We start from the raw sequence: 23,287 nt of genomic DNA, 5'->3' as shown, positions 1-23,287 counted from the left end.
TCATATCCTGGTGCTTGCACGGGCGCTCAGGCCGCGGTGGTCGCGCCGTCCATGGTCCAGGCGGCGCCGCGCACTTCCTGGGCGTCGTCGGAGCACAAAAAGGCCGCCATGGCAGCCAGCTGCCCTGTCGTCACAAAGCGGCCCGAGGGCTGACGCTGGCCCAGCAGCTGGCGCGTTGCGGCTTCGTCATCCAGGCCCTCGCGCTCGGCCAGCGCATCGACCTGGCGCTGCACCAGCGCCGTCAGCACCCAGCCCGGGCAGATGGCATTGCAGGTGATGTTGCTGTCGGCGGTTTCCAGCGCAACCGCCTTGGTCAGGCCGATCAGGCCGTGCTTGGTGGCGTTGTAAGCCGACTTGCCGGCGCGACCGCGTAGCCCGCTGATGGAGGCGATATTGAGAATGCGGCCCCAGCCGCGCTCGCGCATGGCCGGCAGCGCCAGGCGAATCGTGTGAAAACTGGCCGACAGGTTCACCGCCAGCATGTCGTTCCAGATGTTCACCGGGAACTGCTCTATGGTGCTGACATGCTGCATGCCGGCGTTGTTGACCAGAATGTCTATGCCGCCGCTCAGCTGCTCGGCCTGGCGAATCAGCTGCTCAATCTGCGCCGGGTCGCGCAGATCGGCCATCACGTAACGCACCTGCACGCCGTACTCCGCGGCCATGGCATCACACTGCGCCTGGCCTTCGGCCTGCGGGGCAATACCGTTGAGCACCAGGTGGGCGCCATCACGCGCCAGGCGCTGGGCAATGGCCAGCCCTATGCCACTGTTGCCGCCCGTCACCAGGGCCACTCGATTTTTCAAATTCATCACGCTTGCGCTCTCCAGTCCGCGATAGGGATCGCAACGGCGACCCAACATGGCCAATCCTAAAAAAGCTCAACTCATATGTCCAATACCGTTTAAGGCCAACATTTATACTTATTTCATCTGAATCAACCGACGCTCAGCATGGAACTCAGGCATTTGCGAGGTTTTCTGGCGGTGGCCCAGGAACAAAGCTTCACCCGTGCGGCCCACCGCCTGCACATGGCGCAGCCCCCGCTAAGCCAGCGCATACGCGAGCTGGAGCAGGAGCTGGGCGTGCGGCTGTTCGAGCGCCACACCCGCAAGGTCAGCCTCAGCCACGCCGGCAAGACGTTTTTTGATGCGGTGCAACCGCTGTTTGTACAACTGGACCAGGCCGTCGAGGCCTGCCGCCAGGCCGACCGGGGCGAAACCGGACGGCTGCGGGTGGGCTATACCGGCCGTGCCAGCCATGTGCTGCTGCCGCGGCTGGTGCGGGCCTTTCGCCAGCGCTTCCCCGAGGTGCTGCTGGATATAGAGGGGCCGCTGGCCACCGGCGCGCTGCGCCTGGCGCTGCTCAACGGCCAGCTCGATGTGGCCCTGTGCTTTTTGCCACTGACGGACCCCGGCATCGCCTCGCGCAGCTTCGCGGCCAGCGAACTGGTGCTGGCGCTGCCCGCCACCCATCCGCTGGCAGAGCGTCAGGACCTGAACCTGGCCTTGCTGGCCAAGGAAGCTTTTGTGGCTTATCCCGCCAACAAGGGCTTTCACCTGCGCGACGCCATGGATGCCGAGTGCCGGCGGGCCGGCTTTGAGCCGCGTGTGGTGCGCGAAAGCGAGAGCTCGCAAGTGCTGCTATGCCTGATCGCCGCTGGCGCCGGCGTCGCCATCATTCCGCGCGAGTTGCAGTCGCAGGGCGAAATTGGCGACGTCGTGTTCAAGTCACTGGGGCCTGATGCCCATCGCCTCAGCCACGGCATGGCCTGGCTGGCCGGCAACCACAATCCGGCCCTGAAAAACCTTCTGGCGCTGGAGCTGGAGCCGCCGGCACCGGTTGTGCCCAGCCCCGCAGACAGCCATGCGGCCGAGTCTCAAAATGCTACGAAATAAATAGCTTAGTTCGCTCGCCAGATAAGGGCTACAGCCCATTTTCATCAAAAATCAGGCCTAAAGGCCCGAGGCGAACTCAGCGCCGGCTGGAAATCGAATCAGCCCGCCAGGGCCACGTAGATCTCTTGCACGTCTTCATTGGCATCGATGGCGGCCAGAAAGGCTTCCACTTCGGCCAGGTCAGACGGGCTCAGGCTGGCCGAGTCGACAGGGTTCTTGGGCTTGTAGCCCAGCTTGGCGGACAGAACATTAAAGCCCTGGGCCGGCAGCGCGCGGCAGACCAGATCCAGGTCGGCGTGATCGGTCAGGAACAGGGTCGTACCCTCCTCCTCGCCGGGCTCGAAATCCTGGGCGCCGGCCTCGATGGCGGCCAGCTCCGGGTCGGCGCCGGGATTGATGGGCGCCGCCTCAATCATGCCCACGTGGTCGAAATCCCAGGCCACAGAGCCCGAGGTGCCCAGCTGGCCCTTGCGGAACAACACCCGCATTTCGGGCGCGGTGCGCTTGACGTTGTCGGTCAGGCACTCGACCATCACCGCCACCTGGTGCGGCGCAAAGCCCTCATAAAGGACATGTTCGAAGTGCACCACCTCGTCGGTCAGGCCGGCGCCCTTCTTGAGGGCTCTGTCCAGCGTGTCCTTGGGCATGGAGGCCTTGCGGGCCTGCTCCACCACCAGGCGCAAGCGCGGGTTCATGGCGGGGTCGGCGCCGTTGCGCGCGGCAACCATGATTTCCTTGACCAGCTTGCCGAAGATGCGGCCCCTGGCATTGGCCGCCAGATCTTTGCCTTTTGCTTTCCATTGCGCGCCCATATCAGGTGCTCCTTGAGTTTGTAGCGTTTGAATGCGCTGGTTTTTGATCGGGGCCAGCTCCATCACCGAGCGACCGAAGGCGAGTTTATACACCCGGGCGGGCGGCGCTGGCGCAACATTTTCCCTTTGCGCAGCCATAGCTAGCCACCAACAAAAAATCCCGCTAGCCAAAACCAGCGGGATTTTTTGGGGTGACAGCCTAATCAGGCCAGCAAGGCGTTCACGCGCTTGACATAAGCCGCCGGGTCTTCCGGCAAGCCGCCTTCGGCCAGCAGCGCCTGGTCGAACAGGATTTTGGCCAGGTCGTCAAAACGCTCGGAGCGGGCGCTGGCTTCGAGCTTTTTCACCAGCGGGTGCTGGGCATTGACTTCCAGAATCGGCTTGACCTCGGGCACGACCTGACCGGCCTGCTTGAGCATGCGCGCCAGCTGCGTGGACATGTCGCCGTCCTGCACCACCAGGCAGGCCGGTGAATCGACCAGCCGGCTGGTGGCGCGCACGTCGGAGGCCTTGTCTTTCAGCACCTCTTTCAGCTGGTCAAGAATCGGCTTGAACTCCAATTGCGCCTCTTCGGCGGCCTTTTTCTCGTCCTCGTCCTGCAGCTTGCCCAGATCAACCGCGCCCTTTGCCACCGACTGCAGCGGCGTGCCGTCGAACTCGTTCAGGTAGTTCAGCGCCCACTCATCGACGCGGTCGGCCATCAGCAGCACTTCAATGCCCTTTTTGCGGAAGATTTCCAGCTGCGGGCTGTTCTTGGCGGCGGCCAGGGTGTCGGCGGTGATGTAGTAAATCGCGTCCTGGCCATCCTTCATGCGCGCCTTGTAGTCGGCAAAGCTGACCGTGGTGGTGTCTGTGGTCGAGCTGGCAAAACGCAGCAGCTTGGCCAGGCGCTCGCGGTTGGTGAAGTCTTCGCCCAGACCTTCCTTGAGCACGGCGCCGAATTCGGCGTAAAAGGTCTTGAATTTTTCCGGCTCGTTGTTGGCCAGGTCTTCGATCATGGCCAGCACGCGCTTGGTGCAGCCCTCGCGGATCGCCTTGACGGAGCGACTCTCCTGCAGCAGCTCACGCGAGACATTCAGCGGCAGGTCGGCCGAATCCACCACGCCCTTCACAAAGCGCAAATAGCTGGGCAGCAGCGCCTGGGCATCGTCCATGATGAAGACGCGCTTGACGTAGAGCTTGATGCCGGCGGCCTTGTCGCGATTGAACATGTCCATGGGCGCCTTGGCCGGGATGAACAGCAGCTGGGTGTATTCGGTGGAACCTTCGACGCGGTTGTGCGTGGTGGCCAGCGGCGCTTCGCTGTCGTAACTGATCTGCTTGTAGAACTCGTCGTAGTGTTCCTGCGAGATGTCTTTCTTGGGCCGCGTCCAGAGCGCCGCCGCCTGGTTCACGGTTTCCCATTCGCCGGTGAACACCATCTCGCCAGGCTGGTCGTTTTCGCCCTCGTTCCATTCTTCCTTCTGCATCAGGATGGGCAGCGAGATGTGGTCGGAGTATTTGTTGATGATGCCTTTGAGCTTCCAGGCGTTCAGGTAGTCGCCGGCGTCGTCCTTCAGGTGCAGGATGATGCTGGTGCCGCGCTCGGCGCGCTCGATCTCGCTGACCTCGAATTCGCCGGTGCCGTCGCTGACCCAGCGCACGCCCTGCTCGGCCGACAAACCGGCGCGGCGGCTTTCCACCGTGATCTTGTCGGCGACGATAAAGCCCGAATAAAAGCCCACGCCAAACTGGCCGATGAGCTGAGCGTCGTTTTTCTGGTCGCCCGAGAGCTTGGCCATGAAATCACGCGTGCCGCTCTTGGCGATGGTGCCCAGGTGGTCAATCGCCTCCTGCTGCGACATGCCTATGCCGTTGTCGGTGATGGTCAGGGTCTTGGCAGCCTTGTCAAAGCTGACGCGCACCTTGAGTTCGCCATCGTTCTGGTACAGGCCGGCGTCATTGAGCGCTTCAAAGCGCAGCTTGTCGCAAGCGTCCGAGGCATTGGAAACCAGCTCGCGCAGGAAAATTTCCGGGTTGGAGTAGAGCGAATGGGTGACCAGCTTGAGCAACTGGGCAACTTCGGCTTGAAAGGGGCGGGTTTGGGAATGGGCTTGTGTGGACATGGCTAGGATCAATACGTATCTTTTTTGTTTCAAATAGCGAACTAACGACGCCGATTTTCCGGGCAGCTGGGATCTCTGGAAATCTTGTTACAAGGCTGCATGGAGTTGTTTATGTGGAAAAAAAATCAAAAAATTCAATAGCTTAGCGTGAACAATTGCACATATCTGTCGCGTTTCATTGTGCCAATCACAAGGCAACTTGTTGTTTCTAGTTACATTAAATTCATCTTATTTGTGCTTTGCATTTATCAACCTTTTCCCCCAGACAGGAGTATTTTATGAAACATCTCTCGATCTTCCTCAAAGCCGTTACCGTTGCCAGTCTGGCGTGTGCCGCTAGCCTTGCAGCCGCACAAACCAGCACAACAACCCTCGCCGTCACGGCGAACGTCAGCGGCGTGTGCAAATTTTCCGCAACCACTCAGCCGCTGGCATTCGGCATCATTGATCCATCGCTCACCGTTGACAAGACGATGACCGCCGATGTCAAGTACAAATGCACAAATAAAACAAACTCCCTCGGGATTGCCGGTATCACTGGGTCACACAACATGTCGAGCGGGTCGGAGAGCCTGGCTTACACGCTGTCCATCGCGGGTGACGCTGGAGCAGGCTTGGGTTTTGGAACTGGCAAGGACCTCACGGCGACCGTTACTGGCACCATAACGACGGCACAGTACCAGAACGCGGTTGCCGGTTCGTACAGCGAAAACGTGACCCTTAGCTTCACGCCCTAAGCCGGAACATACGGGATATTGAATCCACTCGTCATGACCACGTCAGTACTGTTCTGAACCAGGCCAGCGATGAAAATATTCCGGTTTTTTTTCGCGGGACTGTTGTTGGCAGCAGGGTTGCAGGGGGCCATGCTGCCTGCCTACGCCAACGGCAACAAATGCTTGTTTAAGTCCAGCGGGCTGAACATGAGCTTCGGGGAGTTGAATCCCGCCAGCGGCGAGAATGTACTGCGGCAGATGTCTGGCTCCAGCACGGTGGGAGACTGCGCCCCGGGCCAGACCATGACGATCTCTGGCGATATCGGGCAAAACGGTAACCGTAACTTGAAAAATGCCGCTGGCGACCTGATTCCCTACAGCCTAAGCCTTCCGCTAACCATGTCAGGTCCGGGAAATGACAACTATGTGGCTTTCACGTTCAATGGATCGATTCTTTGGAGCGACTATGCCAACGCGCCTGAAGGACGCTACTTCGATCAAGTTATGATTTCAGTAACCCCCTGAAGCCCCATGCTCCCCGCCCTGCAGGGGGCCGCGCCAATTCACCGATGAACCCAAATCTCAGGACATTTTCCCTTGCCGCCGCGTGTTTCGCCCTGTCTGGAACCGGTTCCGCAATAGCCGGTGAGTTTTCGGTCAATCCGATCCGCATTGAGCTCGGCGCCAGCGCAAGAAGCGGCGTCATTGCCATTAAAAATGAAGACAAGCAAAAGCTCAGCTTCCAGATCGACGGCAAGGAGTGGACCCAAGACGCGGCCGGCCAAGACCAGTATGCAGATACCGATGCGCTGATCTTTTTTCCGAAAATCATGTCGGTGGAGCCTGGCGCGACGGGGCTGATCCGCGTGGGCGCCAAGGCGGCCGCAGTGCCAACGGAAAAAACCTACCGCCTGTTTATAGAAGAGATGCCGGGCGCGACCAAAAAACTCGAGAGTAGCGGCGCGCAGATCAATGTGTTGATCCGTTTTGGTGCGCCGGTTTTCATAGCGCCGCTCAAGCCGCAAGACAGCCTGGACATTGAAAGCTTCGGCCTGACCAAGGGCAACGTCACCATCGCCGCCAAAAATACCGGCAACCGGCATCAGGTGGTGCAGGGTATCGAGCTCAAGGGAACCGATGCCGGCGGCAACGACGTATATGCGTTGACGCTGGCCGACCGCTATTTGCTCACAGGCAGCGCCAAGACCTACACCACGACCATACCGGCAAACCAGTGCGCCAAAATCACCCAGCTTTCACTGGAATTCAAGACCGACAAGTTGAGCGTCGCGCGCAAGCTGAGCGTTAGCCACGTCATGTGCCCCTGACAGTGCGCCTGACCCGCCCCTCCCGCGCGATGCAGTTTTCCCCTAAAAAAGCCCTGGTTGCGCACGCCCTGTGTTGCTGCCTTGGCACTGCACCGCTTACGGTATGGTCTGCCGAGGCAGGCAAGGACGCTGGCACTGTTTTGGGGGCCGCCCAGACCGAGGCCATGGTGCTACGTGTCAGCCTGAACACGGAAGACAAAGGCGATCTTTTCGTAGTGCGCACGCCGACACTCGACTTTTTGGTACGGGCTCAGGACTTGAAGGACATCGGATTCAAAGATCCGACGGGCACCACCGTGGTGCTGGATAGCGAGCCTCATATTTCGCTTCAATCCATGAAGGGTGTGAGTTTTATCCTCGATGAGAAGAATCTCGCGCTCAACATCACTGCCGATCCCGGGCTTCTGCCAAGTCAGGCACTGCAGTTACAAGGGAAAAATCGCATACGGGGGGTGATTCCGCGCAACAACAGTGGATTTTTCAATTACGCGATCAGCTCTTCACACAATTACACCGGCGTCGGCAACAACCTGGACTTTTCGGCTGAAGCTGGCTGGCGCAAGGGTGACTATCTGCTGATGTCCAATGGCAACACGGTGCCGGACGCCAGCGGTGGGCGCAAGTTTGTGCGGCTGATGAGCAGCGTGACCTACGATGACCGCGATAACCTGCGCCGATTCGTAGCGGGTGATTTTTTCAGCCCTTCGCGCGAGTTCAGCAACGGTCTGAATCTTGGCGGCATCAGTGTATCCAAGCTCTACGGCCTCGACCCTTATCTCACGCGCTCGCCATCACAGAACATTACTGGCAGCGTAGCCACACCCAGCACCGTGGAGATCTATCTGGACGGCCAGCGCATCCGCAGTGAGACCCTCAAACCGGGCGAATTCCAGTTGAACGATCTGCTGGCCTATGGCGGTGCGCGCAACGTCCAGGTCGTGCTGCGCGATGCTTTTGGCCGGGTCCAGCAGTTCAATTATTCCTTTTACTTCAGCGACCAGCCCTTGCGGCAAGGTTTGCAGGAATACAGCTACAACCTGGGTGCCATTCGGCGTGACTACGGCCTCAAAAGCAATCGCTACGGGCCGGGCGCCTTCTCGATGTTTCACCGCTATGGACTGAACGACGCATTGACGCTGGGTTGGCGCGCTGACGCTGCCAAAGGCTTTTACAACGCCGGCCCGACGGCGACCGTGGTGCTGGGCGACGCGGGGGTCCTCAGCATGGCGCTGGCCGCCAGCAAAGTCAGCGACCTGCGCGGGACTGCGGCGCAGCTAGGCTACAACTACCAGGCCAAGCGCTGGGGCATGGGTCTGTCGTTACGGCGCGACTGGGGCGACTTTGCGGTGTTGGGCGACCCACCAAGCATCAGCAACCGAAAGTACGAGGCCAGTGCCTCAGCCAGTTACTACATGCAGCAAAGTGGCTCGGTTTCGCTGAGCTATTCGCGGCTTTCTAGTCGCCCGTCATCGCTGCCCACAGCGTTTTCCCCGGGTCAGGCTTTTAGCGTTTCCCCGCAGCAGGATCGCCGCATGACCTCCCTGAGCTATTCCGTTCCGCTGGTATCTGGCCGGGTTTCGCTGCAGGCGAGCTTGAGTCGCACGGTGGACAGCGCCAGCCGCAACGAAGCCTATGTGGGACTTATTTTCTTCTTCGACAGGGATTACTCCGCGGCGGCCAGCTTCCGGGGCGACCGGCACAATGCCACCGAGTCACTGCAATTGACCAAAAATCAGCCGATTGGCGAAGGTCTGGGCTATCTGATCTCGGCTGATCACGCCACAAGCGACACCGCAGCGAACACACGATTGAATTCAAGGTTTCAGTACAACGCGCCGTCCGCCATCCTGCGCGGCGAATTTGGCCGCGATCAGGGCAGCGGCCATGGCAGCAATTCCTACCAACTCTCGGTGGCGGGTGGCTTGGCCTATATTGACGGCCAGCTTGCGTTGGGCCGCCCGGTGACCGAGAGCTTTGCCATTGTCAAGGTGGCCGAGCTGCCGGGAGTAGCGGTATCGGTCAACGGCCAGCCGATAGGCAAGACCGATGCGCACGGTCAGGTTTTCATCCCTACGCTGTCGCCGTACTTTGACAACGACGTGTCGATCGCGCCGGAAAGCGTTCCGATTGAGTATTCGATTCCATCCACCGTGAAAAAAATTTCACCCTCCTTGCGCAGCGGTGCGGTGATCGACTTTGGCGTGACGAAAATTCAGGCGTTCACTGGGAAGCTGAAATCCCGGCAAGCCGGGACCACGAAGGCCGTGGAATTTCAGGAAATCAGCTTCGGTGTCGCTGGCAAGGTGCAGACCATGCAGACCGGACGCGGCGGTGAGTTTTATATAGAGAACCTCAAACCCGGAACCTATGCGGCGAAGGTTCTGGCCGAAGGCAAGTCATGCCTGTTTGACTTGACCATTCCGCGGTCGGATGAAACCTTTGTCGAACTGGGTGAGTTGGTGTGCCAGCCAAACCACTGACGATAGGCAGTAGGCGGCCCCAAACCGGGGCCTACAAAGGCGAGACCGAAAGATGGATAGGCCAGGCATAGACGCCCTGCCGGGCTGATTCCGACAAAATAAACCGGAAACCGAGATCCAGCGTGGCCTTGCTCATACCTCGACCAATGGCACTGCGCGCGACACCCCCGCCCGACCAGCCCAGCTGCACATCATTGCCCAGGCCTTTCACTAGGGTATGACGCACAAAGTCCGCCTGGCTTTCAAACATCAGCATGTATCCCTCTTGGGTATTACTTTGAACCGCCACCTGTGCGAAACCGGGGACGTCGACATAGCCGCGGGCAATGTCGGTCGCAGTCACAACTACCGATGTTGGCTGCGCCAGCACCTTGATGCTAGCGTGTTTAAGTACCGTTGCGGTGACCAACAACTTGGACTCATCCGAACCCGCTTCAGCCACGCCGGAAGCGCCCAGAAAGCCGACGGACAGCATGCTGAACAGCGCTGGCTGCAGTGCCAAAATCAATGAGCTTTTCAGGTCTTTCATGACAGAGGTTCCGCTCTACTAATTTATAGATAACGGCAGATCTGCGCATTTTTTTAGTGTCTTGCATGTAACCACTTATTTTTGGACCTTTCAGCCTTCAAAACGGTCCTGCACTCATCACCACCCTCTTGTAATTTGAAGTTTTGGGTATTCACACGCCGCCGCCTTGACGCGCACTCTCCCGCTGTGCGCGTTCAGCGAAGGTGGCGTGGTGGCAGACATTGCCCTGTACAGTTTCGGCAAGCCCGGTAACACTGGGCGCGGCCAATTGCGCCGGGCCCCGCATGCCGGACGCATGCGAGTACGTGGGCAGGCCACTTGGCGATGAGCGCCTTGGCCTTTCCGGCCGGCGCAGGTGAGGTCATGTCCCATGAGGTGGACATTGAGCGCTTGACGCCAGCGCCTCAACGGCGGTCGCTCCGATACGAACTCAGGAGCTTATTACGCCCATGCAACAAGGGCCACAGCCACTTTTCGCATAAATTCAAGCGCCCGCGACGTGCTCGAGGAGATTTTGCAGGCCAGGCCGCCGCGGCGGCTGGCGCGCCGGCTCAAAACTGCTCATGCGGCATCAAGTAGCGCCACTGGCCAATCGGCAAATGGCCCAGGTTCACCCGGCCAATGCGCACGCGCTTGAGCCCGGTCACAAACAGCCCGACCTGCTCGCACATGCGGCGAATCTGGCGCTTTTTGCCTTCCTTGAGCACGAAGCGCAGCTGCTCGGGGTTTTGCCAACTGACCTGGGCCGGCCGCAAGGCCTGGTCATCCAGGCTCAGGCCGTGACACAGCAGGGCCAGTTTTTCGGGCGGGAACAGGGCTTGCACGTTGACGCTCTCGGCGCCGTAACTAACGCGCACCAGATACTCTTTTTCCATGTCCGAGTCTTCGCCTATGAGCTGGCGCGCGATGCGGCCGTCCTGCGTCAGCACCAGGAGGCCGATGGAGTCGATGTCCAGCCGACCGCAGGGCGCCAGGCCGCGCAGCTGTTCGGGACCCCAGCGCATGCGACTGTTGCAGCCGCTCCAGCGGTTTTGCGGCTGGACCAGCACGACGGCGGGTTCGTGGCCGTCCTCGGCCTGGCCGCTGACATAGCCGACCGGCTTGTTGATCAGTATGGTGACCTGCATGCGTTGCTGCTGCTCGGCTTCGCGAGCCACTTCGATGCGCGCATTGACGGCGACCGGCTGGCCCATCACGGCGGGCGCGCCGTTGACGCGCACCCAGCCACGGGCAATCCAGTCGTCGGCCTCGCGGCGCGAGCACAGGCCGAGCTCGGCCATGCGTTTGTTCAGGCGCACCGTGGCGGCTGGCGTGCCGGCGGCCGGCTTGGGAATGCGCACCGCGGCGGCAGGGTTGGTCTTGGGTTTGGTGGGGTCTTGCATACGCTATCTATTTTATAGCTGCCTGCGCCCGTTGGAATTGGGCTACAGGCCTATTTCGCTTGAATTTCTGGGAAGATGTCTGTTCAGGATACCAGCAAGCGGTAACCGACCGCCGTTTCCGTCAACAGGTGTTTGGGCTGGGCCGGGTCCAGCTCCAGCTTTTGCCGCAAATGCCCCATGTAAATGCGCAGGTAGTGGCTTTGCTCGGCATGCGACGGGCCCCAGACTTCGCGCAGCAGCTGGCGATGCGTCAGCACCCGGCCGGCGTTGCTCATCAGCACCGTGAGCAGGCGGTATTCGATGGGCGTCAGGTGCACCTCGGCGCCAGCGCGCCGCACCAGCCGCGCCTGCCGGTCCACCACCACCTCGCCAAAGCTGAACAGCGGTTCGGCGCCGTTGCCGTCGGCCGAGGCGGCGCGCGGGCGGCGCAGATTGGCGCGCACCCGGGCCAGCAGCTCGCCGACGCCAAAGGGCTTGCTCAGGTAGTCGTCGGCGCCGGCGTCAAGCGCGGCAATCTTGTCGGCCTCATCAACGCGTGCCGACAGCACCACAATGGGCACAGCCGACCAGCCGCGCACATCGCGTATCAGGTCCAGGCCGTCGCCATCGGGCAGGCCCAAATCCAGCACCAGCAGATCGGGCTTGCGGGTGCCGGCCTCGCTGAGGCCGCGCTGCGCGGTGTCGGCCTCGAACACCTGCCAGCCTTCGGCCTCCAGCGCGGCGCGCACAAAGCGGCGGATCTGCGGCTCGTCTTCAATCACAACGGCGACGGGCGAGGCATGGGACATAAGTTCAGGCGATCTCGGGAAGGTTTTTCGGCGGCGGGCGCCGTGGCAGGCTAATGCTGAATTCTGCACCACCGCCAGCGGCATTGGCGGCGCTGATCTGGCCGCGGTGGGCGTCGACCACCGCCTTGCAAATCGCCAGGCCCAGGCCCACGCCGGGCCTGGCCGACTCGATCTCGCCGCGCGTGAACTTGTCAAACAGCGTGTGCTCACGTCCGCTCAGCGCCGCCGGCAGTCCCGGCCCATGGTCGCGCAGCGTCAGCACCAGGGCGCTGTCGCTGACCCGGGCCGTGATTTCAATCGGCGCATCGCCGGAGCGGCCGTACTTGGCGGCGTTTTCCAGCAGGTTCACCAGCACCCGCTCCATCAGCACGGCATCGAACTCCACCAGCGGCAAGTCGGCCGGCAGCGCGGTTTTCACGGTCTGGCCGGCCAGCGCCGGCTGGGCCTGGCGAATCGCCGAGCCGACGATTTCCTCCACCGACTGCCAGTCGCTGCGCAGGCTGACCGCGCCGCTCTGCAGCCGCGCCATGTCCAGCAGGTTGTTGACCAGGGCGCTCAAGCTGCGGGCCTGGTAGCCAATGGCCTGGGCCGCCTGGGCCTGCTCGCCGGCCAGCGGCGGCGCGCTGCGCTGCAGGCCGTCGGCCAGGCCGATCAAGGCGGTCAATGGTGTGCGCACGTCGTGCGAAATCGCCGCCAGCAGCACATTGCGCAGCTTCTCCGATTCCATCTCCACCAGCGCCTGCTGCGCCACATCCACGTAGTGCACGCGCTCCAGCGCAATCGCGATCTGCCGGGCCAGCGTGTCCAGTTGCTGGACTTGCTCGGGAATCAGCAACCAGCGCGGCTGGGCCGGCTTGAGCGCCAGCACGCCGCGCACCCGCATCGTCGCCTTGAGCGGCAGGTAATGCCAGCTCTGGGCGGACAAGGTAGCGGTGGCCAGCCCCGCCGCCTGCGCGTTGCGATAGGCCCAGTCGGCCACGCTGGCATCAAAATCTGTGGGCAAGGCGTGATCCGGCAGCGTCAGCTGGTCCGCCGCATCGGCCGTCAGCACCAGCGCCTGACCGTCGAAGTTGCGCAGCACGGCGGCCTGGCCCAGCTCGACCACCTGCGCGCTCAGGAGCGCCGCCGAAAGATCGCGGGTGAGCTCGAACAGCGACTGCGCCCGACGCTCACGGCTGGAAGAAATGCGCGCCTGAAAGCGCAGGCCGGCCGTCAACTGGCCGGTCAGCAAACCCACCACCAGCATCACGCCGAAAGTCACCAGATACTGGACGTCGCTGACATTGAAGGACAGGCGCGGCAGCACGAAAAAATAGTCAAACGCCGCCACGTTGAGAAACGCCGCCAGCGCCGACGGCCCGCGCCCCCACTTCACCGCCACCAGCACGGTGCCCAGCAGAAACAGCATGACGATGTTGGCCAGGTCAAAAAAACTGATCAACGGCAAGGTCAGCGCCGTCACCGTGATGCTGGCCACCACCGCCCAGGCATAGCGCGGCAGGCTGCCATGCCAGCGGGTGGCCGCATCCTCATCGGAGGAGCGCTGCACCGCTTGCGCCAGGCGCCGCGCGCTGTTGGCCTGGCCGACCTCGACGATATCCAGCGTGGGCGCCAGCGTGGCCAGCCGGCGCGTCATGCTGCGAGCTGGCCACCAGCCGCGCCAGCCCGGCAGTTGCGCACGCCCGACCAGCAAGGTGGCGCAGTTCAGGCGCTGCGCCTGCGTCACCAGTTCGGCGGCGGCGTCGCTGCCGGCCAGCACGGCGGCGCTGGCGCCCAGCTCTTCGGCCAGCTTGATGACGGCCAGCACGCGGTCACGACTGGCCGCCTTGAGGCGCTGCAGCCGCGGCGTTTCCACATAGGCGGCATGCCAGCGCACATTGAGCTGGCCGGCCAGGCGCGCGGCCGCCCGCACGGTCTGTTCGGCGCCTTCGTGCGGACCAATGCAGGCCAGCAGCGCGCCTTCGGTGTTCCAGACCGGGGCAATCGACTTTTCGATGCGGTAGCTGCGCACGTCGTCCTCGACATGCTCGGCGGTGCGCCGCAGCGCGATCTCGCGCAGGGCGATCAGGTTGCCCTTGCGAAAGAAGTTTTGCGCGGCCCGCTCGGCCTGCTGCGGCAGGTAGACCTTGCCGGCCTTCAGCCGCGTCATCAGCTCATCGGGCGTGACGTCCACCAGGATGATCTCGTCGGCCGCGTCCAGCACGGTGTCGGGCACGGTTTCATGGATGCGGATGCCGGTGATGGCGCCCACCGTGCCATTGAGGCTTTCCAGGTGCTGCACATTGAGCGCCGACCAGACGTCAATGCCGGCCTCCAGCAGCTCCTGCACGTCCTGCCAGCGCTTGGCATGGCGCGAGCCCTCGATATTGCTGTGCGCCAGCTCGTCCACCAGCAGCACCGCGGGCTTGCGCGCCAGCGCGGCGTCCAGGTCAAACTCCTTGAGCACGCGGCCCCGGTAAGCCACATCGCGCAGCGGCACGACCTCCAGCCCTGCCAACAACTCTGCCGTGTCGCTACGGCCATGGGTTTCAACCACGCCGACCAGCACATCACAGCCCGCCTTGTGCTCGCGCTGGGCGGCGCTGAGCATGGCGTAGGTTTTCCCCACGCCGGCACTGGCGCCAAAATAAATGCGCAGCCTGCCGCGACGCGCGCGCTCTTCCTCGCCGCGAAGCTGCTCCAGGAGCTGGTCGGGGTCGGGGCGACTGTCGGCGTTGGGAAAGCTGGCCATGCAATAGGATTCTCAAGTCATCGTGATGTCATGCGAAGAGCGCGCGGATTCTGGTGCGTGCTGCCCGCAGCCTACCACCCCAAGTACCCGCACGCTCATCCCTGCGGGGCGCGTTTCTTGCGCCTTCCTTGCGGATTTTTGCGGCCTCACCCAGCACCACAATCCACCAGCCAACGAGCAGCGGCAGGCCGACCATGGCCAGGGCGCACAGCGCATACAACAGGTCAGCCACCATGGTCCAGTCCATGTCTAGCCAGGTGCTCGCGCCATGAAGCGAGGCGGCCGATCTCGCCATCCGGCACACAGCCCATGACGCAGTGCATCACCTCGTGCACCCTGTGCGCCGGCAAGCGAACCTCCAGCCGCACCCGCTGCTCAAGCAAGCGGGGGATGCAGCGCAAGATGCCGGCCCCCGGGCAACGGACCAGCGCGCGCCGCATCAAGGCGGCGCTGCCGCTGGGCACGGTGATATCCAGGACGACCCAGGCGGGGCCGGGTTTTGACTCGGGACGAACAACAGAGATACCAAACGCTTCACGGTAGGCGGCATAGGCCATAGGGATGTCTCTTAACGAAGAGCCTCCAGCGCCAGATTGAGTTGGAGCACATTGACCTGCGACTCGCCCAGCAGGCCCAGCCAAGGGCCTTTCGTCTGCTGCGCCACCAGGACCCGCACCTTTTCAACGCTCAGGCCGCGGGCTCTGGCCACGCGAGCGACCTGGTAGTCGGCCGCGGCCGGGCTGATGTGCGGGTCCAGCCCACTGGCCGACGCCGTGACCAGATCAACCGGCACGGCGGCCGTGTTGCCGGAGTCGGCCGCCCGCAGAGCCGCCACACGCGCCTTCACGGCATCCACCAGGGCCGGGTTGAGCGGCCCCTGGTTGGAGCCGCCGGACAGGCTGGCGTTATAGGGCATGGGAGCGGTGGCCGAAGGCCGACCCCAGAAGTGGCCGGCGTCAGTGAAGTTCTGCCCGATCAGGGCCGAGCCCACCGGCTTGCCACCCTGCAGTATCAGGCTGCCATGGGCTTGCGCCGGAAACAGTGACTGCGCCACGCCGGTCACCACCAGGGGATAGGCCACGCCGGTCAGCAGCGTGAGCACAAAGAACAGCACGAGTGCCGGACGAAGAATGTTTTTCATGAGAGTTCCTTTAAATCTGACACAGTGCTCAGCTCAGGCGAAATTCAGGGCGACCAGCAAGAGGTCTATCGCCTTGATGCCGATGAAGGGCACGATCAGGCCGCCCAGGCCATAAATGAGCAGGTTGCGGCGCAGCAGCGACGCTGCCCCCACGGCGCGATACTTCACGCCCTTGAGGGCCAGCGGGATCAGGACCACGATGATCAGAGCATTGAAAATCACCGCCGACAAAATGGCCGAGTTGGGGCTGCCCAGGCGCATCACATTGAGTGTGGCCAGTTGTGGATAGGTGGTGACAAAGATCGCCGGAATGATGGCGAAATATTTGGCCACGTCGTTGGCAATCGAGAAGGTGGTGAGTGAGCCGCGCGTCATCAGCAGCGCCTTGCCGGTTTCCACGATCTCCAGCAGCTTGGTCGGATTGGAGTCCAGATCGACCATGTTGCCGGCTTCCTTGGCGGCCTGGGTGCCGCTGTTCATGGCGACCGCCACGTCGGCCTGGGCCAGCGCCGGTGCGTCATTGGTGCCGTCGCCCGTCATGGCGACCAGCCGGCCTTCGGCCTGATACTGGCGAATCAGCTTGAGCTTGTCTTCCGGCGTGGCTTCGGCCAGAAAGTCGTCGACCCCGGCTTCCACCGCAATGGCGGCGGCCGTGAGCTTGTTGTCACCGGTAATCATCACCGTCTTGATGCCCATGCGGCGCAACTCGCCAAAGCGCTCCTTGATGTCGGCCTTGACGATGTCTTTGAGCTCAACAATGCCCAGCACCGTTTTGCCATCGGCCACCGCCAGCGGTGTGCTGCCGCGGCGAGCCACCTCATCGGAGGCCCGCAATACTTCCGCAGGCAGGCTGCCACCAAGGGCCTGCACATGCTTGCGAATGGCATCGACCGCGCCCTTGCGCAGCTGGCGCAGGTTGCCGTCCGTTTTCTGAACATCGACACCACTCATGCGGGTTTGCGCCGTGAATGGCACTTCATGGCACTCGCCGACCAGTGGCTCGCCGTGGCCCAGGCGCTGGGCCAGCGTCACTATGCTGCGACCCTCGGGCGTTTCATCGGCCATGGAGGCCTGCATGGCACAGCTGGCCAGTTGCGCCTCAGAGACGCCAGGCGCGGCCAGAAAGCGGGAAGCCTGGCGGTTGCCGTGGGTGATGGTGCCGGTCTTGTCCAGCAGCAGCACATCCACATCACCGGCGGCTTCCACGGCGCGGCCCGAGGTGGCGATCACATTGGCCTGCATCATGCGACTCATGCCGGCCACGCCCACGGCCGACAGCAGGCCGCCTATGGTGGTGGGAATCAGGCAAACGAGCAGCGCTACCAGCGCCGTCAGGCTCACCACCGTGCCAGCCTTGGCGGCCTCCACGCTGAAGATGGAAAATGGCAGCAGCGTCACCGTGACCACCAGGAAAACAATGGTCAGCGCCACCAGCAAGATCGTCAGCGCAATCTCATTCGGCGTTTTCTGGCGCTTGGCGCCTTCCACCATATTGATCATGCGGTCTAGAAAGGACTCGCCGGGGTTGACGCCAATGCGCACCACCAGCCAGTCCGACAGCACCCGGGTGCCGCCGGTGACCGAGGAAAAGTCGCCTCCCGACTCGCGCACCACCGGTGCCGACTCGCCCGTGATGGCGCTCTCATCGACCGAGGCCACGCCTTCAATGACCTCGCCATCCAGGGGAATCATGTCGTGGGCCTCCACCAGAACGACATCGCCCTTGCGCAGGTTTTCTGCCTGCTCTGGTAACCAGGTGGCGCCATGCTTGGGGGCTTGCAGCTTCTTGGCCCAGGTGCTCTTTTTCAGGCTGCGCAAGGAGGCCGCCTGGGCCTTGCTGCGGCCTTCTGCCAAGGCCTCGGCGAAATTGGCGAACAGCACGGTGAACCACAGCCAGACCGCCACGGCGAAGATGAAACCGGCGGACGCTTCGCCCGGCCCCTGCAAGGCCTGCAGGCCCAGCAGTGTGGTCAAAATGCTGCCGATGTAGACGACAAACATCACCGGATTGCGCCACTGAACGCGGGGGTTCAGCTTGGCGAACGAGGCAAGGATGGCTGGTTTGAGCAGCGCCGGATCCAGCAATACGAATGTTTTTTTGGTAGTCATGGTGATAACTCGTTTGCCTTGCGATTAATGGGCGGGCCAAAGCATCAGGTGCTCGACCATGGGGCCCAGTGCCAGAGCGGGCACGTAGTTGAGCAGGCCGACCAGCAGCACCGTGCCTATCAGCAGCATGACGAACAAGGGGCCGTGGGTGGGCATGGTGCCGGACGTGACGGGCAGGCGCTTCTTGGCGGCCAGCGCGCCGGCAATGGCCAGCACCGGCACGATCACGCCGAAGCGGCCCAGCCACATCGCCAGACCCAGCAGCGTGTTGTAAAACGGTGTGTTGGCCGACAGGCCGGCGAAGGCGCTGCCGTTGTTATTGGCGGCCGAGGTGAAGGCATAGAGGATTTCGGAAAACCCGTGCGCGCCCGGATTGGCTACGCCGATTTTTCCGGCGCCGGACAACACGGCGATGGCCGTGCCCGCCAACACCAGGATGGGCGTCACCAAAATGGCGATCGAGCTCAGCTTCATCTCATGCGCCTCTATCTTCTTGCCCAGGTACTCCGGCGTGCGACCTATCATCAGACCGGCAATGAACACCGCCAGGATGGCAAACACCAGCATGCCGTACAGCCCGGTGCCGACACCGCCAAACACCACTTCGCCCAGCTGCATCATGACCATGGGCACCATGCCGCCCAGCGGCGTGAAAGAGTCGTGCATGGCATTGACGGCGCCGCAGGATGCGGCCGTGGTGACCACCGCGAACAGGCTGGAGGCGTTGATGCCGAAGCGGGTTTCCTTGCCTTCCATATTGCCGCCGGCCTGCAGCACGCTGGCGGTTTGGTCCACCCCCAAAGGCGGCAGCAGCGGATTACCGGCCAGCTCGGCCGGCGTGATGGCTACGACCGCAATCACAAACATCACGGTCATCGCCGCCAGCACGGCCCAGCCCTGGCGTGGGTCACCCACCACGCGGCCAAAGGCAAAGCACAGCGCGGCCGGAATCAGGAAAATCGCCAGCATCTGCAGCAGATTGCTCAGTGCGGTCGGGTTTTCATAAGGATGGGCCGAGTTGGCATTGAAGAAGCCACCGCCGTTGGTGCCCAGCATCTTGATGGCTTCCTGCGAAGCGACCGGGCCCATGGCTAGGGTCTGTTTGTTGGCTTTCAGGTCTTCCATGACCGGATTACCTTTGTCGTCTTTCAAGGCCTGGCCATCGGGACCGTTTTTCGCGACCTGATAACTCGTGGACTCCAGCGTGGTGACGTCCTGGTAAGCATCAAAGTTCTGGATCACGCCCTGCCCTACCAGGAACACGGCGAACACCAGCGACAGCGGCAGCAGCAGCCAGGCGGTGACGCGCGTCACATCGACCCAGAAGTTGCCAATGACGCCAGTGGATTTGGCGACAAAGCCGCGAAACAGGGCAAAGACCACGGCGACCCCGGTGGCCGCGGAGAAGAAGTTCTGCACCGCCAGCGCCAGCATCTGCGTCAGATAGCTCATGGTCGCCTCGCCGGCATAGTCCTGCCAGTTGGTGTTGGCGACAAAGCTGATGGCGGTATTGAAGGCCGAGTCGGGCGCCACATTACCCATGCCGGCTGGATTGAACGGCAACCAGAGCTGCCAACGCTGCAGCGCATAGACCGCCAGCACACCCAGCGCGTTGAAGGCCAGCAGCGCCAGTGCGTACTGCCACCAATTCATGGACTTGTCGACGGAAGTGCCCGCCAAGCGATAAAGCGGCGCTTCAACGCGCTGCATCCAGCCCGGCAAGTTGCCCTTGCAAAGACGTGTCAACCAGAGACCTAGCGGCCAGGAAGCCGCCAGCAACACACCGAGAAAAATGGCCAGCAAGCCCCAGCTTGAAGAAGTCATAAGGCCCCCACGCTTGCGGCCATGGCCGCTACGCTGCCCCCCGAGGGGGCGTTCACTTGCTTGAAGCGGTTCTGCGCGGCGTTCATCAAAACTCCTCGGCGCAGATCAGCGCATACACCAGATAAGCCAGCAGCATGACGGCGCAAAGGCCGCCAAAGCCATAGAGCACATCAAGACTGATCATGAGCGGCCTCCCTGCGGTTTTTCGAGCTTTTTAAAGCCCAGGACCAGCAGAACCATCACGCCCCATAGCAAGGCGAGACCTGCCACATACAAAATATCCATGACCCAACTCCCACGTAAAAATGATGAGTTAAGCGTAGGATTTCGCACGTAAAAATGGGGATGAAAGAAGCGGGGTCGCCGTAAAAAAAGCGTAAAAATCCGCCCAGCCCTGAGCTTGTGAGTTAGCCGATGGAGAGTGCAGAGCCAGGCCGGGCAGCCGACCGCACTGCCTGTCCACAGTGCGGGTGCGCAGGAAAGCGCCTCAGTGCTTGGTCACCGCCATGTGCGCCGTTCTGGCGTTGATGATTTCCTCAGGGCCCTGCGCCTCGTTCCAGGTCTCGTTGTTGAGCCCGGCCTGCAGGCGATCCATATCAAGCTCGTTGGTCCACTTGGCGACCACCAGAGTGGCCACGCCATTGCCGATCAGGTTGGTCAGCGCGCGGGCTTCCGACATGAAGCGGTCAATCCCCAGGATCAGCGCCAGCCCCGCCACCGGCACCGTCCCGACCGCCGACAGCGTGGCGGCCAGCACGATGAAGCCGCTGCCGGTGACGCCGGCCGCTCCTTTGGAGGTCAACACCAACACCCCCAGCAGCGTGATCTCCTGCATCAGCGTCAGCGGCGTGTTGGTGGCCTGCGCGATGAAGATGGCGGCCATGGTCAGGTAAATCGACGTACCGTCGAGGTTGAAGGAGTAACCCGTCGGGATCACCAGGCCGACGCAGGTCTTGTTGGCGCCCAGATTCTCCATTTTCTCCATCATGCGCGGCAGCACGGACTCGGACGACGAGGTGCCCAGCACAATCAGCAATTCTTCCTTGATGTATTTGATGAGCTTCCAGATGCTGAAGCCGTGCAAACGCGCAATCAACCCAAGCACGCCAAAGATGAACAGCAGGCAGGTCAGGTAAAAAACCGCCATCAGCTTGCCGAGTGAAAAAAGCGAGCCAATGCCATATTTGCCTATGGTGAAGGCCATGGCGCCAAAAGCGCCAATCGGCGCCAGCTTCATGATGTAACCGACGACGGTGAACAGCACATGCGAGCCCTTCTCGATCACGTCGAACACCAAGGTGCCGCGTCCGCCAAAGCGGTGCAAGGCAAAGCCGAATAGGACGGCGATCAGCAAGACCTGGAGAATCTCCCCCTTGGCGAAGGCATCAACCAGCGTGTTTGGAATGATGCCGCCCAGAAACTCCACCGTGCCCTGCATCTTGCCCGGGCCGGTGTAGGCCGAAAGCGCTTTGGTGTCCAGCGTCGCAGGATCGATGTTCATGCCAGCACCTGGCTTGAGCAGATTGACCAGCACCAGCCCGACCAGCAAGGCGATGGAGCTGACGACTTCGAAGTACAGCAGCGCCAGGCCACCGGTTTTCCCGACCTTCTTCATGTCTTCCATGCCGGCGATGCCGACCACCACGGTGCAGAAAATGATGGGCGCAATCATCATCTTGATCAGCTTGATGAAAGCGTCGCCCAGCGGCTTCATGGCTTCGCCAAATGAAGGGTAGAAGTGGCCGAGCAGCACACCTATGATCACCGCCGTGATGACCTGCACATAAAGCGATCGGTACAGCGGTGGCTTGGAGGCTGTGGGCGTGGTGGCTGCTGTTGACATTGAGCTTCTCCTTGAAAAGGCATCGCATCCGTCAGTCGAACTGGCGTACAAAAATTTCACTATAGTCCCGATCCATGAACACACGCAAACACGTGTGGACGGGCGGCACCATGGCCCACGCAACACTCCGGATCGGGCCTTAGTCGGCGCCTGCACTGGCCATCAAAATGGCTACCAATTAAATAGCAAAATACCTATGACTGATAAGGGCCATCATTGTTTTTTTACAGGAAAAACACTGGAACGGAGCGCCACCAGATCCAGCACGCGCAGGCCGCCGTATTCGACCCGAATCATGCCTTGCGCCTGCAGCGTGGTCAGCGCTTCGTTGACGCGCTGGCGCGATAGACCGACCAGATAGGCCAGCTCCTGCTGGGTGATGCGCAGGATTTCGCCGACGCCGGGATATAGCACCGGATTGAACAAGGCCGCCAGGCTGCGCGCCACCCGCACATCGGGGTTGTTCATGCGGTCGATTTCGCGCGCCGCAATGAACTGGCCCAGCCGCTCGTTGAGCTGGTTCATCACGAAACGGTTAAAGCCTATGGAGTGATCTAGCAGCCAGTGAAAGCTGTCCACCGGCAGACCGGCCACCACGCTTTTGCGCAGCGCCTGGACGTTGTAGCGGTAAGGCTCGCGCTTGAGTGCCGTGCCTTCGCCAAACCAGCCGCCCGGCGGCAGTCCGGCAAACGTCATGGTCAGGCCCTGGGCGTTGTCGGCGCTCATCTTGAGCAAGCCATCGACCACGCCAAACCAGTAAGTCACCGGCTTGGCGATATGGCACACATAGTCGCCGGGCGCGGCATCGCTCACCAGAAGCTCAGCCTGCGCGCGTGCGCGCTCATCGGGGAGCAGCAGGTGCAGCCAGGGGATGCCGTCCAGCTCGTCGGGCGAGGGCTTGCGGCGGCGCTGATGCAAAGTCAGGTTGCTAGACATGGTTCACCCAGAAAGAAGAGAAAGACAGGGGAGAAAGACGCCTTATCCGATAAACCGCGCCAACCCCGGGCTCACCCCAGTAGGACTTACCCGCAAATTGTCGTCGCAACGACAAGATAACGTCAAACGCAGACTTACCATGCAGCCCATACAAGCGATTCTTCTGAAAGAGGATCGCGCAAAAACTAGAGACAAGGAAGCGGAATGCAGACCACCTTCCCCCGATTGCTACTCAAGCATGCCGCCGAGCGCCCAGGCGCGGCGGCGATGCGCGAGAAAGAGTACGGCATCTGGCAGGCCCACAGCTGGGCCAGCATGGCCGCCCTGGTCGAGCACATCGCCTGCGGCCTGCACCAGGCCGGCCTGCAGCGCGGCGAGCACATGGCCGTGATCGGTGCCAACCGGCCACGCCTGTATGCCACCATGCTGGCCGTGCAAGCGCTGGGCGCCATCCCGATTCCGCTGTACCAGGACGCGGTGGGGGCCGAGTGCGTGTTTCCCATCACCAACGCCAACGTGCGCTTCGCCATGGTGGAAGACCAGGAGCAGGTCGACAAGCTGCTGGAAATCCGCGACCGCTGCCCGGATCTGGCCCACATCATTTTTGACGACCCACGCGGCCTGCGCAACTACGAAGAGCCCGGCCTGGTGTCGCTGGACCGGCT

At 62.0% G+C, this 23,287-nt stretch carries 21 protein-coding genes; 6 read left to right on the top strand and 15 right to left on the bottom strand.

Annotated elements, in window-relative coordinates; genetic code table 11:
- Window positions 1-26 precede the first annotated feature (26 nt).
- Window positions 27-812, bottom strand: coding sequence for a 3-hydroxybutyrate dehydrogenase (locus BM160_RS10620; protein WP_092004688.1), 786 nt, complete (start codon window positions 810-812; stop codon window positions 27-29).
- 141 nt (window positions 813-953) lie between these two features.
- On the opposite strand from BM160_RS10620, the gene BM160_RS10615 reads away from it, so the two are divergent.
- On the top strand, window positions 954-1,898 hold the full coding sequence (locus tag BM160_RS10615) for a LysR family transcriptional regulator (RefSeq protein ID WP_092004685.1): 945 nt from the start codon (window positions 954-956) through the stop codon (window positions 1,896-1,898).
- Window positions 1,899-1,996: 98 nt separating this feature from the next.
- Here BM160_RS10615 and BM160_RS10610 read toward each other — a convergent pair whose 3' ends face one another.
- Both BM160_RS10610 and htpG read right to left on the bottom strand, forming a co-directional pair.
- The gene (locus BM160_RS10610; RefSeq protein ID WP_092004682.1) at window positions 1,997-2,710 is read right to left on the bottom strand and encodes a YebC/PmpR family DNA-binding transcriptional regulator; all 714 of its coding nucleotides are present in this window, start codon (window positions 2,708-2,710) and stop codon (window positions 1,997-1,999) included.
- Between the two features lie 203 nt (window positions 2,711-2,913).
- Window positions 2,914-4,815 (bottom strand): molecular chaperone HtpG, encoded by a 1,902-nt coding sequence (gene htpG / locus BM160_RS10605; protein WP_092004679.1) that lies wholly within the window; start codon window positions 4,813-4,815, stop codon window positions 2,914-2,916.
- Window positions 4,816-5,093: 278 nt separating this feature from the next.
- Between htpG and BM160_RS10600 the strand changes: the two genes are divergently transcribed.
- The 4 genes from BM160_RS10600 to BM160_RS10585 all read left to right on the top strand — a co-directional run bounded on the left by BM160_RS10600 (window position 5,094) and on the right by BM160_RS10585 (window position 9,339).
- Window positions 5,094-5,552, top strand: a complete 459-nt coding sequence (locus tag BM160_RS10600) for a Csu type fimbrial protein (RefSeq protein WP_092004676.1) — start codon at window positions 5,094-5,096, stop codon at window positions 5,550-5,552.
- Between the two features lie 69 nt (window positions 5,553-5,621).
- Window positions 5,622-6,056, top strand: coding sequence for a hypothetical protein (locus BM160_RS10595; RefSeq protein ID WP_092004674.1), 435 nt, complete (start codon window positions 5,622-5,624; stop codon window positions 6,054-6,056).
- 44 nt (window positions 6,057-6,100) lie between these two features.
- Entirely contained in the window at window positions 6,101-6,859 is a 759-nt protein-coding gene (locus tag BM160_RS10590; RefSeq protein ID WP_092004671.1) for a fimbrial biogenesis chaperone, read from the top strand.
- A 140-nt stretch (window positions 6,860-6,999) separates the two neighbouring features.
- Entirely contained in the window at window positions 7,000-9,339 is a 2,340-nt protein-coding gene (locus BM160_RS10585) for a fimbria/pilus outer membrane usher protein (RefSeq protein WP_218156605.1), read from the top strand.
- A gap of 31 nt (window positions 9,340-9,370) precedes the next feature.
- Here the strand turns inward: BM160_RS10585 and BM160_RS10580 are convergent, their stop codons facing one another.
- The 12 genes from BM160_RS10580 to BM160_RS10525 form a co-directional block, all read right to left on the bottom strand.
- On the bottom strand, window positions 9,371-9,868 hold the full coding sequence (locus BM160_RS10580) for a hypothetical protein (protein ID WP_092004665.1): 498 nt from the start codon (window positions 9,866-9,868) through the stop codon (window positions 9,371-9,373).
- Window positions 9,869-10,419: 551 nt separating this feature from the next.
- On the bottom strand, window positions 10,420-11,250 hold the full coding sequence (locus tag BM160_RS10575; protein WP_092004663.1) for a pseudouridine synthase: 831 nt from the start codon (window positions 11,248-11,250) through the stop codon (window positions 10,420-10,422).
- An 83-nt stretch (window positions 11,251-11,333) separates the two neighbouring features.
- Window positions 11,334-12,038: a two-component system response regulator KdpE gene (kdpE, locus tag BM160_RS10570; protein ID WP_092004660.1), complete on the bottom strand. Its 705-nt coding sequence runs from the start codon at window positions 12,036-12,038 to the stop codon at window positions 11,334-11,336.
- Between the two features lie 4 nt (window positions 12,039-12,042).
- Window positions 12,043-14,769: a DUF4118 domain-containing protein gene (locus tag BM160_RS10565; protein WP_092004656.1), complete on the bottom strand. Its 2,727-nt coding sequence runs from the start codon at window positions 14,767-14,769 to the stop codon at window positions 12,043-12,045.
- A gap of 28 nt (window positions 14,770-14,797) precedes the next feature.
- Entirely contained in the window at window positions 14,798-15,016 is a 219-nt protein-coding gene (locus BM160_RS10560; RefSeq protein WP_143093220.1) for a hypothetical protein, read from the bottom strand.
- A complete protein-coding gene (locus BM160_RS10555; protein WP_092004651.1) occupies window positions 14,994-15,326 on the bottom strand; it encodes a hypothetical protein in 333 nt (110 codons plus the stop codon). Before BM160_RS10555 ends, BM160_RS10560 begins: the two co-directional genes overlap by 23 nt.
- A gap of 11 nt (window positions 15,327-15,337) precedes the next feature.
- Window positions 15,338-15,910 carry a potassium-transporting ATPase subunit KdpC gene (gene kdpC / locus BM160_RS10550; protein ID WP_092004648.1) on the bottom strand — a complete coding sequence of 191 codons (573 nt, stop codon included), beginning with the start codon at window positions 15,908-15,910 and terminating at the stop codon, window positions 15,338-15,340.
- A gap of 33 nt (window positions 15,911-15,943) precedes the next feature.
- Window positions 15,944-18,019, bottom strand: coding sequence for a potassium-transporting ATPase subunit KdpB (gene kdpB / locus BM160_RS10545; protein WP_092004645.1), 2,076 nt, complete (start codon window positions 18,017-18,019; stop codon window positions 15,944-15,946).
- Window positions 18,020-18,043: 24 nt separating this feature from the next.
- A complete protein-coding gene (gene kdpA, locus BM160_RS10540) occupies window positions 18,044-19,843 on the bottom strand; it encodes a potassium-transporting ATPase subunit KdpA (protein WP_092004642.1) in 1,800 nt (599 codons plus the stop codon).
- Between the two features lie 85 nt (window positions 19,844-19,928).
- Complete coding sequence (gene kdpF / locus BM160_RS10535) at window positions 19,929-20,027, bottom strand: K(+)-transporting ATPase subunit F (RefSeq protein WP_092004640.1); 99 nt, start codon at window positions 20,025-20,027, stop codon at window positions 19,929-19,931.
- 303 nt (window positions 20,028-20,330) lie between these two features.
- A complete protein-coding gene (locus tag BM160_RS10530) occupies window positions 20,331-21,686 on the bottom strand; it encodes a dicarboxylate/amino acid:cation symporter (RefSeq protein ID WP_092004637.1) in 1,356 nt (451 codons plus the stop codon).
- Window positions 21,687-21,899: 213 nt separating this feature from the next.
- Window positions 21,900-22,622 carry a Crp/Fnr family transcriptional regulator gene (locus BM160_RS10525; RefSeq protein ID WP_092004634.1) on the bottom strand — a complete coding sequence of 241 codons (723 nt, stop codon included), beginning with the start codon at window positions 22,620-22,622 and terminating at the stop codon, window positions 21,900-21,902.
- 204 nt (window positions 22,623-22,826) lie between these two features.
- On the opposite strand from BM160_RS10525, the gene BM160_RS10520 reads away from it, so the two are divergent.
- The coding region (locus BM160_RS10520) for an AMP-binding protein (RefSeq protein ID WP_143093219.1) at window positions 22,827-23,287 on the top strand (461 nt) is incomplete at its 3' end.

This window comes from Polaromonas sp. OV174, assembly GCF_900112285.1.
Taxonomy (GTDB): domain Bacteria; phylum Pseudomonadota; class Gammaproteobacteria; order Burkholderiales; family Burkholderiaceae_C; genus Polaromonas.
This window is presented reverse-complemented; position numbering and strand designations above follow the sequence as displayed.

What these genes read in the sequence shown, in the direction of transcription:
- BM160_RS10525 (WP_092004634.1), bottom strand. Translation starts at nt 22,622, where the DNA reads ATGTCTAGCAACCTGACTTTGCATCAGCGCCGCCGCAAGCCCTCGCCC.
- BM160_RS10580 (WP_092004665.1), bottom strand. Translation starts at nt 9,868, where the DNA reads ATGAAAGACCTGAAAAGCTCATTGATTTTGGCACTGCAGCCAGCGCTG.
- kdpF (WP_092004640.1), bottom strand. Translation starts at nt 20,027, where the DNA reads ATGATCAGTCTTGATGTGCTCTATGGCTTTGGCGGCCTTTGCGCCGTC.
- BM160_RS10595 (WP_092004674.1), top strand. Translation starts at nt 5,622, where the DNA reads ATGAAAATATTCCGGTTTTTTTTCGCGGGACTGTTGTTGGCAGCAGGG.
- BM160_RS10565 (WP_092004656.1), bottom strand. Translation starts at nt 14,769, where the DNA reads ATGGCCAGCTTTCCCAACGCCGACAGTCGCCCCGACCCCGACCAGCTC.
- BM160_RS10610 (WP_092004682.1), bottom strand. Translation starts at nt 2,710, where the DNA reads ATGGGCGCGCAATGGAAAGCAAAAGGCAAAGATCTGGCGGCCAATGCC.
- BM160_RS10590 (WP_092004671.1), top strand. Translation starts at nt 6,101, where the DNA reads ATGAACCCAAATCTCAGGACATTTTCCCTTGCCGCCGCGTGTTTCGCC.
- BM160_RS10530 (WP_092004637.1), bottom strand. Translation starts at nt 21,686, where the DNA reads ATGTCAACAGCAGCCACCACGCCCACAGCCTCCAAGCCACCGCTGTAC.
- kdpE (WP_092004660.1), bottom strand. Translation starts at nt 12,038, where the DNA reads ATGTCCCATGCCTCGCCCGTCGCCGTTGTGATTGAAGACGAGCCGCAG.
- htpG (WP_092004679.1), bottom strand. Translation starts at nt 4,815, where the DNA reads ATGTCCACACAAGCCCATTCCCAAACCCGCCCCTTTCAAGCCGAAGTT.
- BM160_RS10560 (WP_143093220.1), bottom strand. Translation starts at nt 15,016, where the DNA reads ATGGACTGGACCATGGTGGCTGACCTGTTGTATGCGCTGTGCGCCCTG.
- BM160_RS10575 (WP_092004663.1), bottom strand. Translation starts at nt 11,250, where the DNA reads ATGCAAGACCCCACCAAACCCAAGACCAACCCTGCCGCCGCGGTGCGC.
- kdpA (WP_092004642.1), bottom strand. Translation starts at nt 19,843, where the DNA reads ATGACTTCTTCAAGCTGGGGCTTGCTGGCCATTTTTCTCGGTGTGTTG.
- kdpB (WP_092004645.1), bottom strand. Translation starts at nt 18,019, where the DNA reads ATGACTACCAAAAAAACATTCGTATTGCTGGATCCGGCGCTGCTCAAA.
- kdpC (WP_092004648.1), bottom strand. Translation starts at nt 15,910, where the DNA reads ATGAAAAACATTCTTCGTCCGGCACTCGTGCTGTTCTTTGTGCTCACG.
- BM160_RS10600 (WP_092004676.1), top strand. Translation starts at nt 5,094, where the DNA reads ATGAAACATCTCTCGATCTTCCTCAAAGCCGTTACCGTTGCCAGTCTG.
- BM160_RS10555 (WP_092004651.1), bottom strand. Translation starts at nt 15,326, where the DNA reads ATGGCCTATGCCGCCTACCGTGAAGCGTTTGGTATCTCTGTTGTTCGT.
- BM160_RS10615 (WP_092004685.1), top strand. Translation starts at nt 954, where the DNA reads ATGGAACTCAGGCATTTGCGAGGTTTTCTGGCGGTGGCCCAGGAACAA.
- BM160_RS10620 (WP_092004688.1), bottom strand. Translation starts at nt 812, where the DNA reads ATGAATTTGAAAAATCGAGTGGCCCTGGTGACGGGCGGCAACAGTGGC.